This window comes from Acidiphilium rubrum, from assembly GCF_900156265.1.
GTDB classification, from domain to species: domain Bacteria; phylum Pseudomonadota; class Alphaproteobacteria; order Acetobacterales; family Acetobacteraceae; genus Acidiphilium; species Acidiphilium rubrum.
In genome coordinates, this window is record NZ_FTNE01000043.1 from 1 (window position 1) to 14,023 (window position 14,023).

Genomic DNA, 14,023 nt, shown 5'->3' on the forward strand with positions numbered 1-14,023 from the left:
TCGTAGCCGGCCGCGATCATCAGCATGCGAAACCGGATGATTTCGTCGAGCCCATGGATCACACGCCCAGGCGCACGAGGATCATCGATGCATGCGGCCAAACGACTTGCGATGCCGAGCCGTTGCTCGATGGCGCGTAACCCCAGCAACCCCCCGTCGGAGGAGAGCAGATCGCCGTCGAACCGGGCCTCGATCGACTTGCCGGCGACAGGTGACAGACCAGGGAGAATTGGAGTATTTGCAACCGAGGCGAGCATGGTGTTCCGTCGTGGTGAAGTTTTGTCTCAACAACAAATACTTACAACGAATCAACGGTTTACGCTATGCTCGCCGACCTTCATGCATAATGCGGGCTAATTGGCTTGCCGCGCCGGTTTGCACTTTCCTGCCGTCTGATCCCGGTGATGTTGAGGATCGGGCGACCGGAGAAGCGTTTGGCCAGTGCCGAAGCGATGATCCTGGTTTTCATTTCGGAGGTGCAGAAACGCATCGATGGTGTGCTCCAGGGCACGATCACCTGCACGCATTCGAGGGCGGCGTACCGGGCGACGTTGTTGGCCCAGCGCCCATGCCACCGGTGCAGCAGATCCCCGGCCTGTCGGCGCACGATGACAAGGTCCCAGCCGATCCCCTCGGCAAGGCGCTGGCAGGCGGGGAGACTGTCGCGCCACTCCACCCGGCCGAGATCGGCGTGGATTAGGATGCGCGGTCCCGCGTGGCCGATGGCTTTTAGATGACGATCCACCGCAATAGCGACCGCGCCGGAATCCTTGCCGCCACTAACCCCGATCGCAACGGCGGCATCAGCGGCCAGCAAGCGCTCGACCTCCGGGGTCAACGCGATTGGCGGGCATTCGGAATCCCAGCCGGTGCCGGTGGCGGTGTTGGCGTCGATATCGAGGGCCAGAATCCCTTGCCGGCGTTTGGTGGGCAGGGGGACGCATCGTTCGCTGTCCCCCCTGCCCTGCTCCGCGCTTGCGGAGCAAAACGCGTCCATCACGCAGCCGTCGCGAGACGTTCGACAACAGGCACAGCCTGGTCGTCGAACTCGTCGAGCGTGTCTCCCGGATCGCCGTCGCCGTCCTGCTCTCCCGCGCCGGCTTCGTTGGCCGCTCGCACCGCAGCCGCGTAGTCGGGATGAAAGCCGAGGATGTAATCGGCCACGCGCTGTGCATCGGCCGCCGCGCGGAAGATCGCTCTCTTGTCCGACTTGATCACGGTCATCCAGTCGGCCAGGTAGCTCGCGGTGTTCTCGATCTCGGCCTCGACGCCGACTACAGTGCAGATGTTCACCGAGGCGATCGAGACCACGAGTTCCTCGAACGCATAGGCCGCCGAGCCAAATCGGCCGCCCTGGCTCAGGTCGAGCCGGGGTGGCGCATAAGCATAATGGGAGAGTTCATGCAGCGCCGTACATGAGAAGGCCGCATCGCTGCGGAACGCGCCCTTGGGCGGCAGGTAAATGCAGTCGCGCGATGGCACGAAACACGCCTGCGAGCCGCCGTAGTGGATGGTGGCCCCGCTGTTGTCGAGGATCGTCTGGACCGCCTCCGGCGTGCGCCACGGCTCGGCTGCAATCCCGGGTGGGTTATAGACGGGAATGCCGTCGATCTGGGTTGCATGAAAGACCGTGGAAGCCCGCACCATGAAGAACGGGCGTGCCCCCTCCCCTTCCCCATCATGGGAGATGCCGGATGTCTCCCCGTCCGTGCCGCCCCGCCGCTGGAGCTTGCGGTAGAACACGACGGTGGTGCCGCGTTCGCCCTTGCGGACCTGCCAGCCCCGGGCTTGCGCCTGCCGATATGAGCACCAGCGCGGATCGCCGTTGAAAGCCGCGTCTTGCATCATGCCGAGCAGAAGGGTGTTGATCCCGCGGTAGGCCCGCCCCGTCGTCGGGTTCATCGGTGCGCCGGCGAGGCCCTGATCCCAGCCCCGCTGCCACGCCAGCACGCCGCGTTCGAGCGCAGCGAGGATCTTGTCGGTCACCTCCTGGTAGATGTCGCGGGGATTGGGATCGGCTTTGCCGGAGCGCCGCCATTTGGATTTGTTCATCGGTGTTTCTCCTTTCCTGAAACACCGTTCGGCGGCCGCGTCGGGGCGGGCGGGGCAAGGGCGCGGGACGGGCCGCTTGGCCCGTCCCGCGGGAAACGCAGCCACGCGCAGCCGGCGCTGGCGCCGGCGAGCATGGCGAGGCCCTACCCCTTGCGGCGCGCGACCCGCATGCGGCATCGCTTCACGCTTGCGGCGGAAATCGCTTTCATGTCCGCCGCCTCAATCGTGACCGAAGACCCGAACCACCTTGAACGATCGCCAGGGGTCACCCGCCGGGCCGGTCGGCGCGGCCAGCGCGAGGATCGCGGCACGGTCGAGCACCGGCCGATGGGCGCGAAGATTACGCGGGGCTGCGTGATCGCGCTGGGAGAATGACAGGCCGATCTTGATCGCCCGCTTCGAGACGATCGTCGGATCGCGCCGCATTACCTTGGCAAGATCGATCATCGAGACGCCTGCCGCATGGGCGATGCGGATCAGGAGATCTTCATCCGGGGTCCAGTCCCGGCAGTAGCCATGATCCAATCCGAGGGTGAAGGCGCGGTTGTAGACGGCGGATTTCGGCCGATCGAGCAGGCCGGCGAGTTCGCACGTCTTCATCCGGCCTCTGCCGTAATTCGCCCGGAGCATTTCATCATCTGCCTCGCTCCAGGGGCGACCCTGGCGCGCGCCGTTGGGCTTTGGGTGGGTGCCTGACAGGTTGAGTTCTGCGGCTTTCCAGCGGATCGAATGACGCGATCGGCCGAGCCGGTGACTGAGCGCCACCAGATTGTCGCCGGTCTGATAGGCCTGGCGCAGGAGATCGCATTCCTCCTCGATCCAGGGTCGACCCCAACCCCGGTGATAGCCGCTCGCCGCGATGAAAGCCTGAAAACTGCTTTCCGCGCGAAAGGGGAATCCCTTGGCGGCGAGCTTGCGGCGGATCACCGGATAGAGATACCCCTCCTCGGCGAGTTTGAGCGCAAGGGCCTGTTCATCGGGATGCCAGGGCTTTGGTCCTTCTGGCCGCCGCAGACCGAGATGCGACGCCCGACTGATCACCCCGGAGCCAGAGCGGCCCAGACGCGCGGCTATCTCGGCGATCGTCGCTTCTGTCGTGTAGACCGCTCGAAGAACGGCATCTTCGGCTTCCGACCACGGCGGAGGTGCCGCCTTCGTCAGACCGAGAAGCCCGGCGCGGACGTAAACAGCCGGCACACCACGTTCAAGGCGGAGCGCAAGTGTTGCAGTCGGCACGCTGCCGTAGTCCGTGATCAGGACACGGTCCTCATCTTCGGTCCATGGCCGAAACTTCGGGCGATAGAGGCCCAGTTCCCAGGCTTTGTCTTTCACCGTCTCGATCGTGCGACGGACGGCAATCGCGATCTCCTCCCAGGACGCATCTGCGCCGAGCATATCCCGGAGCGTATCGAGTTCCGCCGGCATCCAACCTCGCGTGTGGTATCTGATCTCTCGCACCGGGGTCATCTCTGCCGGTGTGGGTAGCACCCGGTCCGCAGTCGCGGGATCGAGCGCCACGATCTCGTAATCGCCCATGTCAGGACAACCCCACGATGGGTGTATCGGCGATCAGGGTGCGCAGCGCCGCAGCCAGGCGCACGACGCGGCAGTCGTTGCGCGGCAGGGCGTCGATCATTCGCTCCCCGATCAGCAGATCGATCGCCTGATCGACGATCCCCGGTTCGATCGCGAGCTTGGCGGCGATCTCCGTGGTGGTCGTGGCATTGGGAGAGATCCGTTTCAGGGTCTGGACGATCGTGCCCGCGACCGGCGCGAGGTCGTTGAGCAAGAACAGGCTGAGCGCCAGTCTGCCTCTGCGGTCGGGACGATGGTCGCTGGCCGCCGCGGCGGGCAGGCGATCGAGATCGAGCCGGTCGCGGGCGTCGGCGTCACTCATCCGTGCCCCAGGCATCGGTGTGGGTGTCGCGCCGACATGCGGGGTGGACGCGATCGCGACGTCGACCGTGACCGCCTCCCGCGCAAAGGCCGGGCCGATCGCGAAGAACCGTCCTGCCGGCAGTGTGCGCAATTGGCAGGCTTTCTGGTAGGGGAACCCGAGTAGATCACCGGCGCGCGCGACGTCCCGGTCGTAGACGTTCAAGCCGAGCAGATGATTGTGGCATTCGCTGACCACGGAACTCGCGAGCTTCGCCAAACGCTGTGTTGCGATCACCGGTCCGAGGCCACGCTTGCGGCCCCGCGCACAGAGTTCGGTGAGGGTGGCGATCCCGAGGCGGCGGATCTCGGCGTCGCGCCCCGATGCGGCGAGATGCGGCGCAATCAGATGGGCTTCGTCGATCGCGACCAGCATCGTGTGCGGCCAGTGTTCCTTGGGTGCGGTCAGCAGGCCGTTCAGAAAGGCGGAGGCGCGCACGATCCGTTCGTCGGGTGAGAGATCGCTCAGGTCGAGATGCACCGAGAGCCGGTGCCGCCGGGCATTGAGTGCCACGACGGCGAGCCCATCCGCGGCGACGTCGGCCGCCCGGATCGTGGGAGCGCCGATATGAGAGGCCAGGTTGGCGAACTCGGCTTCCGGATCGAGCAAGGCGATCGCCGTATGAGGATGTGCCTGCTCGATGATATGGCGGAGCGCCATGGACTTGCCGGCGCCGGCCGATCCCTGGATCAGGCATTTGTAAGCGATCAACCGGGAGAGATCGACGTCGAGTGTCCCGCGCGGCGTCTTGCCGAGGGTGAATCGCGGCCCTTTCAGGCTCGGTGCTGGCGATGAACCGGCACGCGCGATCGTTGCGGGTGGTGGATCGGGTTCTTCGATCATGCCGCGGTCGCGCAGCAGGGTGCGAAGCGCCGGGGTGGTCGGGAAATTATCATCGCCAGGGCGGACAATACGCGGCCGTTCGAGCGCCTTGTCGGGCGCGGGATGTAATCTTGCGGGCATGGGATGTCTCCGGGACAGCGCCGAGAAGGATACGGCATGTTGAAACGCCAACGCGCCCTCGTGGGGCGCGCTGGCAGGGTTGAATTCGTCGGAGTAATTCGGATCAGGACCGGAACGTCGCGTTCACAATGACGTCGTGGTCACAATGACGCGGTCAGGGAGCGGTTGTGTCTCGATCTCGCCGTTCACGCTCATCGCGCCAATGCTGTTCGAGCGCACGGGTGATCTCGGCACGGGGTTGAACTGCGCGGAACAACGCGAAGGCTGGTGCGCCGGCGACTGCGTTCTGGTCGAGCGCTTCGAGGCTGGCGGTCACGCCGCGGTTCGGGTGTCCAGTCTCGTCGTTATAGTCGGTGACCAGCTGACGGAATCCCGGATGGTCACGATATTCCTGCTCGAGCCGGGCGATCTGGGCAGCATGGTTCGGCAAGGTCTTGTCGACCGTCTCGGTCGCCGTGGCAGGCAGATTGGGTTTCTGCGCCTGCGTTGCCTGTCGAGCCTGCGCTTTAGCCGCACGACGATCGGCAGTCTGAACCAGTTGGGTGATATCCGGCCGTGCCGTGGTCCGGCCCGATGGCGCGCGCTCACGACCATAGAGGAAGACGACAGCGCAAAGGCCAAGCCCGAGAATGAGGGTGGAACGCTTCATGGCACGGTGCCTATTTTCGGCCGATCGGCATCGGCTGGCAAATGAATTTCCAGACCCGGCGTTCCATCTCCGTCGATGTCGACCCTGTCCGCGTCATTGCCGAGGCTGGCTGGCAAGCAGAAGGTCTTGCGCTCAGACCAGTCGAAGATCGTCGCGCTGTTCAGATCCACCCAGCCATCGTCATTGGACCAGTAACCACACCCCTGCCCCATCTGGGCTTCATTCGGTGAATAGATCATGAAGCGCTTGCCGGCCTGGATCATCTCGTCGATCCAGTCGCCGCAGTGAAAATCGCCGACGACCTCGCCGGCGCCGAGATCGAGGACGCAGGCACCTCCGCCAAAGGCGTCCAGGATCGGCCGGGAGCAATCATAACCCCAGCTGAACCCCCATCGCCCCCGCAGTTTGAAGCGCTTGGCGCAGGCAAGAACGTAATTGATGACATGATCGGGATCTCCCATGCCATCACCGTCATGGATCCAGATGCCACCCGGTGAATCCTCCATCTGGTCGGTTTCCACCTCGAAGCAGGCGATATCGCCGTGTCGCGCCATCAGACGCTCGTAGGCGGCAAACAGTCGCACGGCGCGAGCGGCGTTCTCGGTTGAACCGGTATCGAGCCGGCAGGAAAATCGTGTGGAATAGTCGGCCATGAGAAAAAGCTCCGTGAATGAAAAAGCCCGGTGCGAGACCGGGCTTCTCGGAATGAGAGGGAAAGCTGACGATCAGCCGCCGGGTTGGGGATGGATGCGGTCATCGTCGAACGGGACGTTCTCGATGACCGGCTCCTTTCCCGTGGAACTGATCCGGTCGATGTAGGCGATGATCCCTTGGCGCCGATCGTCGGTGTCGATGTGTTCGGGTTGACTGGCTGATTCCATCGCGTGTTTGGCCGCGACCTTCGCCGCCTCGATGGCCGCGGCATCGCTGTTCGCTTCGATCGTGATGCTGTTGTAGGCGCGTAGCCAGAAGCCGAGCTTCACGATGTATTCGGTCATGATCCGGTTCCTTCCAGAATGTCGCGGCCCAGCGTGCTGCGCGGTCCCATCCAGGCTTCCGGCCGGATTGCGCGCACCCAGTCCGCGAAACTTGGAATGCGACCGAGGTCTTCTTTCACGTGCTGTTCGGCGATCAGCCGGACCGGAACGATCCGACCCGCACTGTTGGTCAGAACGTGACCGAACAAGCGCTCGGTGATGAAGATGCCGCTCGAGTGGTGGAGTGCTGCGCGGTGCCGAAACGGAACGTGTCAACGACAATGAGACACCCCGGTTTGGCAATTAGGCTTGGGCTTTGAGCGTTGCGATCGGTGGATTGATCCAGGCAGCGGTTGGTTTGGCCGGAGGAGTTGGTGGTTTGTTGACGAAGCGTTCGGGGTTGCGGCGGAACGCGTGATCGAGGGTGGTCTGGCGTGCGGTATAGACCTGATCGGCCTGGCCGTAATGAACCTGATCAGGCGTCATCAGGCCGATGCCGGCGTGATGGTGGTCGTGATTGTACCAATCGAAGAAGCCGCGGCAGAAGGTTTTTGCATCTTCGATGCAGCCGAAGCGCTCAGGAAATTTCGGCTGGTATTTCAGGGTTTTGAAATGGGCTTCGGAGAACGGATTGTCGTTCGAGGTGTGCGGCCGGCTATGTGACTTGGTGACGCCGAGATCGGCGAGCAGGAGGGCGGTGGCCTTGGCTTTCATCGGGCCGCCGCGATCGGCATGCAAGGTAAGTTGGCCTGGGAGAACGTGGTGTTTGATGACAGCGTCATCGAACAGAGGGCGGAACAGGCTGGCGGCTTCGGCATCGGCAATACACCAGCCGACGACCCGGCGGCTGAAGATGTCGAGGATGACGTAGAGGTAGAAATAGGTCCATTTCGTCGGGCCCATCAGTTTCGTGATGTCCCAGGTCCAAACCTCGTTGGGGCGTTCGGCGAGCAATTCAGGTTTCTGATAGGCGGGATGGCGTAACTGGGCACGGCGCTCGCGCACCTCGCTGTTGCGGCCGAGGATGCGATACATGGTTCGGATCGAGCAGTGGTAGACGTTTTCGTCGAGCAGGGTGGCAAAGATCTCGGCCGGCGCCTGATCGGCGAAGCGCGGTTCGTGCAGGAGATCGAGCACGAACTGCTGTTGGATGGCGCTCAGCGCGCGCGGCGATGGCGGGCGTGACCGGGGCAGTCGGGGTGGTTTCGACTGAATTGCCCGCCGGCGTTGCACGCTGGCGCGGGAAAGCCCCAGAGCTGCGCAGACAGCCTTGGTGATGCCATCGGCGGGTGCGAGAGCGGCGATGGCGTTTGTCATGTCGCGTCGTCGCTGGGGTCCAGCGGGATCCCGAGCAGCGTCGCAATTTTTTTTTGAACATCGATGACGGCTTCTGCGCGGGCCAGGCGCCGAGTGAGGCGCAGATTGTCGCGCTGAAGAGCGGCCATTTCAGCGGCCAGCGGGTTAACCGGAACCGCTTTGCGGCCGCGTTTTTGCGGGGCCAGCGCGCCAAGCGTCCCGGCGTCGCGTTGGCGCCGCCAGTCGGTCAGGGCTGAGGAATACAGGCCCTCGCGCCGCAAGATGGCACCGATCCCACCGGGTAGCGTGGCGCGATCGGCCTCGGCCAGGATGCGCAGCTTGTCATGGACCGTGAACACCCGTCGCCGGGGCCGCGGCGATAATTCCGGCGAGGTTGTGTCCGGTGCCGGCACGACCGTCGGCCTCCGGCCGCCGTCCGTACCGGCACCGGACACAACCTCAATGGGAGATGGGGAAATCATGGGCATGATCGATGTAAACCTTTCTCACCCTCAAGTGTAATTTCCCGGGGGTTCGTGTCTCATCGTCATTGGCACGGAGGGAAAGTCGGCGACTGCTGCCTTGCTGGAATCGAGGAAGTCATGGATCGCTTGGTAGTCGTCGGGTGCGCTGCCCCACTGACGGGCGGATGACACCGCATGGTGATACGGGTGTGCCACGGGGCCCTCACATCTCGTGTTCATAGTAATTTGTTTCGGTGTAGCGTTCGTTCATCTCCAGCCGGATCGTCTCGCTCTCGACATCGAATCCGCACTCGCCGAATCCGCCGTCGTTGTTCTCCCATCCGTCGTGCTTTTCGCCGATGAATTCCCAGAAGATCTCCTCGATGATGTCCTGGATCAGGGATGATTTTTCGATTTCCTGGACTTCATAGCCGGCGCAGCGCTGCCCGCTCGGTGTCTCCGAACAGGGTTCATATCGTTCTTCCATCGTGGCGAACGGATAGGGCATGGGTTCCGCCGGCAGATCAATCGGCTGTTTCTCCGCGTCGTAAGCCTCGACCGATTCGATCTGGCCGCTGTCGCCGTAGCCATCGAACGTCACGGTGACGCGCGTGATCCCGGCGGCTTTCAAGGCGCCGAACAGGATCGGTTTGGCTTTTCGCAGGATCGAGATTTGCAGTTTCTGGAACTCGGTATGTGCCTCCGTGTAGTCAGCAATCAGCGCGGTCGCGGTGGCAACCGATGCCGGTTCGGCCGTCGGTGTGGTGGAATGATCGCTCATGGGGTGGTCTCCGTCTGATGGGTATGGGGGAAGAGAACGATGGTGGAGCTGCTCGCGCTGAGCAGGCCCGGCGCGATGGCGGCAGCGAGCAGGATCGCGAGAACGATCAGGAATTCGAGCGTGCCGCGCAGGGTTGTCTTGATGAGTTTCATGGATTTTCCCTTCATCTTCTTCGTGAAGATGTCCGGATCGCGGCCACGGCGGTGCCGGGCGCGGCAAGGCTGCGCAAGGGTGCGGAGCGCCCGCAGCGCAGGACCAGAGCCACGCACAGCCTGCCCTCCGGGGCAGGCGAGCATGGCGAGGACCCACGCCTTGCCCCGCACGGACCGACCGTGGCAGCCGGGCCTACACCGATCGCTTCAGGCGACGGTTTGATCCACCCTCATCAACGTTGGCGTCGCTGAGGTCGTGCGTTCAGCGGTTTCGATTTCAGCCGTTGCGAGCACACGCCCGCGGATCCGGTATCGGCCGCCAAGCGGACGGTCTCCGGCATCGACCGGCCGGAAAGCGAGGATCATTCGTCCCCGCCATGACATAGCTTCGGCGATGAACCTGTCGTAGCTGGCCCCATCGGTAAACCGGAGCGGGGTTGCGAACCGGATGCGGGTACCGCTGACGATGCGCGCTTGCTGCCGCCGCACGCCGGCTTTGCGCTCCCGAGCGGCAGCAACCCGTGCCCGCCAGTCCGCCGCATATCCCGCGCCGGGTAGTTGATCGATCGGGCTCAGCAAATTCATGATCCCGACCGGGCAATCGACCTCGCAGGGACCAACCGACTCGTCCATCGGCTTGTAACCGAAATCGCCATCGCGGCCCATTTGCGTCAGGTATACATAGGCCACGGTGTATGGCGTCTGATCGGGAATGCCGATCAGAACCGCCGCATACCAGGTCGAACCGACGAAGGCGGATTTGACCACCTTGATCTCGGCTTTTCCCGGCTTGTCTGCGATCTGCTCGATTTCGCTGCGCAAAAACGCATCCTTGTCGGCGGTGCTACGACCACCGATCGGTTGATAATACCATCCCATGACGGGACTCCTTTGAGAGGGGTTAAAGCAATCCCCCACCCCGAAAACGCAAAGCCCGCCGATAAGGGCGGGCCTGACGGTTCGAGGGTGGGCAGGTGGCTGCCGACGTGCGGCCTATTCGTATGAGGGCCGTATCCTCGGGAAATGCGTCGGCATGCTCTGGGCGCGCATGACCCGGACATCGTATTGCCCAACCGAGTTGGTCTGCGAGATGTCAGGACGGGCTTGGTTCACCTCGGGTAGTTTCATCCGCATTTGCTGCGCGTGGACGTTGGCCGCAGCGATGGTGCAGAAGCCCGCCGGGGCGGCCCCAAGGGTTTCATAGACCCACGGGTCGATCGCGAGGATGCCGGTTTGATACCACCATCCTCCTTCCTCGGGGCCGCCGTAACTCAGGTCAATCAGGAAAACCGCGACCCAGTAGAGGCCGGCCCCTTGATCATCGTCGGGACCGGACTCGTAATCGGTAGCCGTGGCCGGTGGCGCTTCGACATCAATGGTATCGATCATCGCACTACCTTCCCACTCGGCTGGGTGACCGCCGGTGCGGGCAAGAGCGTGATTTCCGGCTTCGCGAGGATGACGGCGAGCAGGACGCCCCCCGTCAGAAACAAGATCACTGCGGCGAGACGTCGCATATCCAGCGATGAGATTGATTTTGATTTCATCTGACTTTCCTTCAGTCTTCTCCTTGAAGACCCCCTCCTCCGGCCGCATCGGGGAGACCGGGGCAAGGGCGCGCCAGGGCGCCTGCGCCCGCAGCGCGGGAGCGCAGCGACATCCCCTTGCGGCGGTCACCCCGCATGCGGCACGAGGTTTCCCATCTTGTATTTAGCCCTTGGTGCTCGGTTTTTGGTTCGGTCGTTGCTTCTATTTCCATCGGCACCGGGTCGCGGCGCACATGAACACCGTTGCCGGCGATGAGGTATCCGCTCTACCGGAGCAGGCCGCCGCGCCGTCGGCGCGCACGCCGGGCTTTCCATGCCAGAAATGCGTGTTTCACCCGATGGATCTGCGGTGCGAAAATATAGCCGAACGCTGCACCGATCATCACGACCGCCACGAGATTTCTAAAATAGTTGCTCATCGCCTACTCCGCCGCTTCAGACTGATCATACTCCAGATCATCGGCGGGTTGCGACATTTCACGGCGGGCGCGGAGCAGGTCACGCAGCGCTTCCTCGAATCGTTCGGCCGCCAGATGCGCTGGCCAGGGCTCCCATGGCGCCATGCCTGGCGGGATCGTGAGAGGATCTCGGTCGAGCGGTGTGAGCGTGATGCCTAGATCGCGCCGCAGCGCCGCCTTGCGCCAGCCAACGACATGGAGCGCCTCGCTCGCGGCTGCGAGATGATCGGAATGTTTGTGGAGTTGATGGCTGGCCACCGTCCAGGGCGGCAGATCGTAGCGCTGGTTCAATGCCGCCTGGAGACGCCGGTTGATCTGGAGATAGCCCTCTCCAAGATGCGGCTTCAGCGGGGTGATCGGATCGAACCCGCCGATCAACGCCTCGGTTCCATCGTGAAGCAATTCGCGCAGCGCCTCACCCGGCGATAGTGGCGATGGCGCCAACAGCTTGCGTATCGCCAGCACGGAGAGACTGTGTTGGGCAACAGACAGCGGCAGATCCCAGCAGGAATGCCCGCCCCAGCGATAGGTGCGCGACAGACCGGTCGCTAGATCGGCGTCGGTCCATGCATTCGGCGCTGGATCGAGCAGATTGAGGCGGTTGCCGGATCGGAACATGATCCACGCTCGGGATGAGGAGATCGGCCGTCTGAGCTGGTCAACCTCAATGTCGTGATCGAGGGAGTTCATTGGTGGCTCCGTGGATCGAAGCAACAGCGAACGGACCCTCCGTTCCGCATTTCCGTGCCTCGATAACCACAGAGCAACCGCTGGCCGGTGATCCAGCCAAACGCGCGTGCGACCGCTTGAGGGCGCATCGCGGGACCAGAGCCACGCACAGAGCGCGCGGTACCTGCCGCGCGATCGAGCATGGCGAGGACCCACCGTTTGCCGGGATCACCGGACCGCGGTAACCCAAATCATGGTCCGACGTACGTCATCGGCACAGGTGACTTCGCCCAAAACCCCTACCCGCTTATCAGAATTAGAGATTGTGACACGAACGCACCCGCCTCAGCACGCCGTCCGTGAAAGAGCCGGCGTGCAAACTGCGTCGCTACCCAACAACCGAACGCTTCCCGTTTGCCGACGCCACCAGCAAACAGGTTTGGCCGCGACTAGGCCAATGCCCAAGCATCTCTGCAAGGTCGGGGAGGACGATCCTTCCTACCCCTCCCCGCACTTGTCCCACGCCTCAGACTTCGCTGATCATGGATGAATTTAGGAGTTACTTTCTCCGCATATCCCTGATATATTTGCACATAATGGCGCGCGGTAGCCCTGTATCAACGCCGGTCGGAACCGTCGATCGGCCCTTGTCACGACGGCGTCGTGTGCGGGACCCGGGGTCTGCCGCGGTGCAGTTGCTCTTGTTTCCCGAGCGCGTAACCCTGACCCGGCTCCGACCAGCGTTGAATGAACGCCGCTACTATCAGATTGAAATCCAGTCGGATTTGTTCCGCACCGTTGTCCTGGCGCGTCGCTGGGGCCGGATTGGACGTACCTGCCGAATTCGGCTGGAGTCCTATCCGGATTTTGGTAGCGCGCTTGATGCACTGGCCTCCCTCGCCCGACGCAAACGCCGACGTGGCTACATGGATCAGCATAGTGCTTGATCCAAAGCCTAATCGCGAACGACATTAAGGGGTCATCAACATAATACTGGTTCCGCCTGGGGAAACCTTTTGTAGATGCAAAAGCTATACTTACGAAGCATCCGGCTCACCTCCAGCCGACGTGCGATCGCTCACTCCATCGAATCTCCGATATCGTCAGGCTGCTCGAACGCCATCACAACATCGATGACGTTCATGCCGTACCGCTCGATCTTCGTGGTACCCATGCCAGGGATAGGTTCCAATTCCGACAGGCTGTGGGGGCGTGCCTTGGCAATTGCGGCGAGGGTTTCATCGGTGAAAATCACATAGGCTGGCAGATTTTGTGTTTTGGCGAGATAAGCCCGCTCGGCCTTCAGCATCGCAAACAGCTGGGCATCACTCTTCCCAAGTTCGATCCGCTCAGCCTTTTTTGCGACGGCCGCGGTCGCCGTGCGGGTCGCCTGATCCCGCCTGAACGCGATCGTTGTTTTGCCGCGGAGTATCTGGCCGCCGACGGATGTCAGCTTCAGCGCGCCGAAATGATCGTGATCGACCTCGATCGCGCCTTGGACGATCAACTGTCGGAATACCGAACCCCAAACAGGCCGGCTGAACTCCTTGCCCACCCCGAACGTCGGTAAACGCTCATGCCGAAACCGTCTGATCTTGTCGGTGTTCGCGCCGAGCAGAACATCGATTAGATGTCCCACCCCGAACCGTTCTCCGGTGCGCAAGACCGCTGACATCGCCTTCTGCGCCGCGATGGTCCCGTCCCACGTCGCAACCGGTGCCAGGCAGGTATCGCAGTTGCCGCAAGGCTCTGCCATGACCTCCCCGAAATGCGCTAGCCGCATTTATTCATGAGGGCGTTTCATTCAATTCTTCTACAATTAGCTATGCAACCTGACGTCGTGGGCGCGTGACGACTCACCGGCCGCTCTGGGCTGGTTTTGATGAGCTTGGCGATGTGTCGGCGCTGGAGTTGGATGAGATCGGGACCGGTCGGGGCAACCGCCCCTGGGCTCAGACCAGTAACCTGGGCAGTCTGGCCAGAGCGTAGCGGAGAATGACCTGATCCGGCATCGATCGCGGCAGATGCAGGCGAATTGATTTCTTCAATGTCTCGACCTGGACGGCGAGTTTGATCAGG

Annotated in this window: 18 protein-coding genes and 1 pseudogene; 1 reads left to right on the forward strand and 18 read right to left on the reverse strand. The window is 62.8% G+C overall.

Annotation, left to right across the window (positions count from 1 at the left end; translation table 11 throughout):
- From BW994_RS17540 to BW994_RS17610, 17 genes and pseudogenes are all read right to left on the reverse strand, one after another.
- On the reverse strand, window positions 1-257 hold a 257-nt coding region (locus tag BW994_RS17540; RefSeq protein WP_175612140.1), incomplete at its 3' end, for a transposase.
- 80 nt (window positions 258-337) lie between these two features.
- Entirely contained in the window at window positions 338-997 is a 660-nt protein-coding gene (locus BW994_RS17545; RefSeq protein WP_076454782.1) for an adenine nucleotide alpha hydrolase family protein, read from the reverse strand.
- A complete protein-coding gene (locus BW994_RS17550; RefSeq protein WP_076454784.1) occupies window positions 997-2,052 on the reverse strand; it encodes an ArdC family protein in 1,056 nt (351 codons plus the stop codon). Before BW994_RS17550 ends, BW994_RS17545 begins: the two co-directional genes overlap by 1 nt.
- A 219-nt stretch (window positions 2,053-2,271) precedes the next feature.
- Complete coding sequence (locus BW994_RS17555; RefSeq protein WP_051657575.1) at window positions 2,272-3,588, reverse strand: hypothetical protein; 1,317 nt, start codon at window positions 3,586-3,588, stop codon at window positions 2,272-2,274.
- A 1-nt stretch (window position 3,589) separates the two neighbouring features.
- Complete coding sequence (locus BW994_RS17560; RefSeq protein ID WP_211252806.1) at window positions 3,590-4,951, reverse strand: type IV secretory system conjugative DNA transfer family protein; 1,362 nt, start codon at window positions 4,949-4,951, stop codon at window positions 3,590-3,592.
- 154 nt (window positions 4,952-5,105) lie between these two features.
- Window positions 5,106-5,600 (reverse strand): hypothetical protein, encoded by a 495-nt coding sequence (locus BW994_RS17565; RefSeq protein WP_029313340.1) that lies wholly within the window; start codon window positions 5,598-5,600, stop codon window positions 5,106-5,108.
- Window positions 5,597-6,253 carry a hypothetical protein gene (locus BW994_RS19770; protein WP_051657576.1) on the reverse strand — a complete coding sequence of 219 codons (657 nt, stop codon included), beginning with the start codon at window positions 6,251-6,253 and terminating at the stop codon, window positions 5,597-5,599. Before BW994_RS19770 ends, BW994_RS17565 begins: the two co-directional genes overlap by 4 nt.
- A 72-nt stretch (window positions 6,254-6,325) precedes the next feature.
- Window positions 6,326-6,598 (reverse strand): hypothetical protein, encoded by a 273-nt coding sequence (locus BW994_RS17575; protein WP_029313342.1) that lies wholly within the window; start codon window positions 6,596-6,598, stop codon window positions 6,326-6,328.
- A pseudogene (locus tag BW994_RS17580) lies at window positions 6,595-6,828 on the reverse strand (DUF6915 family protein); the annotation flags it as partial. The gene BW994_RS17575 and the pseudogene BW994_RS17580, both read right to left, overlap by 4 nt.
- A gap of 52 nt (window positions 6,829-6,880) precedes the next feature.
- A protein-coding gene (locus BW994_RS17585) for an IS3 family transposase (RefSeq protein ID WP_408734959.1) occupies window positions 6,881-8,361 on the reverse strand; the annotation gives its coding sequence in 2 pieces (ribosomal slippage) (window positions 6,881-7,938 and window positions 7,938-8,361; 1,482 coding nt in all).
- A gap of 24 nt (window positions 8,362-8,385) precedes the next feature.
- Window positions 8,386-8,577 (reverse strand): DUF6915 family protein, encoded by a 192-nt coding sequence (locus BW994_RS20595; RefSeq protein ID WP_408734960.1) that lies wholly within the window; start codon window positions 8,575-8,577, stop codon window positions 8,386-8,388.
- Window positions 8,561-9,118 (reverse strand): DUF6878 family protein, encoded by a 558-nt coding sequence (locus BW994_RS17595; protein ID WP_083703313.1) that lies wholly within the window; start codon window positions 9,116-9,118, stop codon window positions 8,561-8,563. The genes BW994_RS20595 and BW994_RS17595 overlap by 17 nt, the downstream gene beginning before the upstream one ends.
- Window positions 9,115-9,270: a hypothetical protein gene (locus BW994_RS19780; protein ID WP_156038168.1), complete on the reverse strand. Its 156-nt coding sequence runs from the start codon at window positions 9,268-9,270 to the stop codon at window positions 9,115-9,117. The genes BW994_RS17595 and BW994_RS19780 overlap by 4 nt, the downstream gene beginning before the upstream one ends.
- 207 nt (window positions 9,271-9,477) lie before the next feature.
- Window positions 9,478-10,149 (reverse strand): DUF6927 domain-containing protein, encoded by a 672-nt coding sequence (locus BW994_RS17600; protein ID WP_051657578.1) that lies wholly within the window; start codon window positions 10,147-10,149, stop codon window positions 9,478-9,480.
- Window positions 10,150-10,263: 114 nt separating this feature from the next.
- Complete coding sequence (locus tag BW994_RS17605) at window positions 10,264-10,866, reverse strand: hypothetical protein (protein ID WP_217696475.1); 603 nt, start codon at window positions 10,864-10,866, stop codon at window positions 10,264-10,266.
- 217 nt (window positions 10,867-11,083) lie between these two features.
- On the reverse strand, window positions 11,084-11,236 hold the full coding sequence (locus tag BW994_RS19790; RefSeq protein WP_156038171.1) for a hypothetical protein: 153 nt from the start codon (window positions 11,234-11,236) through the stop codon (window positions 11,084-11,086).
- A 3-nt stretch (window positions 11,237-11,239) separates the two neighbouring features.
- On the reverse strand, window positions 11,240-11,893 hold the full coding sequence (locus tag BW994_RS17610) for a hypothetical protein (protein WP_076454788.1): 654 nt from the start codon (window positions 11,891-11,893) through the stop codon (window positions 11,240-11,242).
- A gap of 647 nt (window positions 11,894-12,540) precedes the next feature.
- Here BW994_RS17610 and BW994_RS17615 point away from each other — a divergent pair.
- Window positions 12,541-12,891 carry a WGR domain-containing protein gene (locus BW994_RS17615; RefSeq protein ID WP_245594240.1) on the forward strand — a complete coding sequence of 117 codons (351 nt, stop codon included), beginning with the start codon at window positions 12,541-12,543 and terminating at the stop codon, window positions 12,889-12,891.
- Between the two features lie 131 nt (window positions 12,892-13,022).
- Here BW994_RS17615 and BW994_RS17620 read toward each other — a convergent pair whose 3' ends face one another.
- Window positions 13,023-13,700 carry an RQC domain-containing protein gene (locus BW994_RS17620; protein ID WP_175612142.1) on the reverse strand — a complete coding sequence of 226 codons (678 nt, stop codon included), beginning with the start codon at window positions 13,698-13,700 and terminating at the stop codon, window positions 13,023-13,025.
- Window positions 13,701-14,023 lie beyond the last annotated feature (323 nt).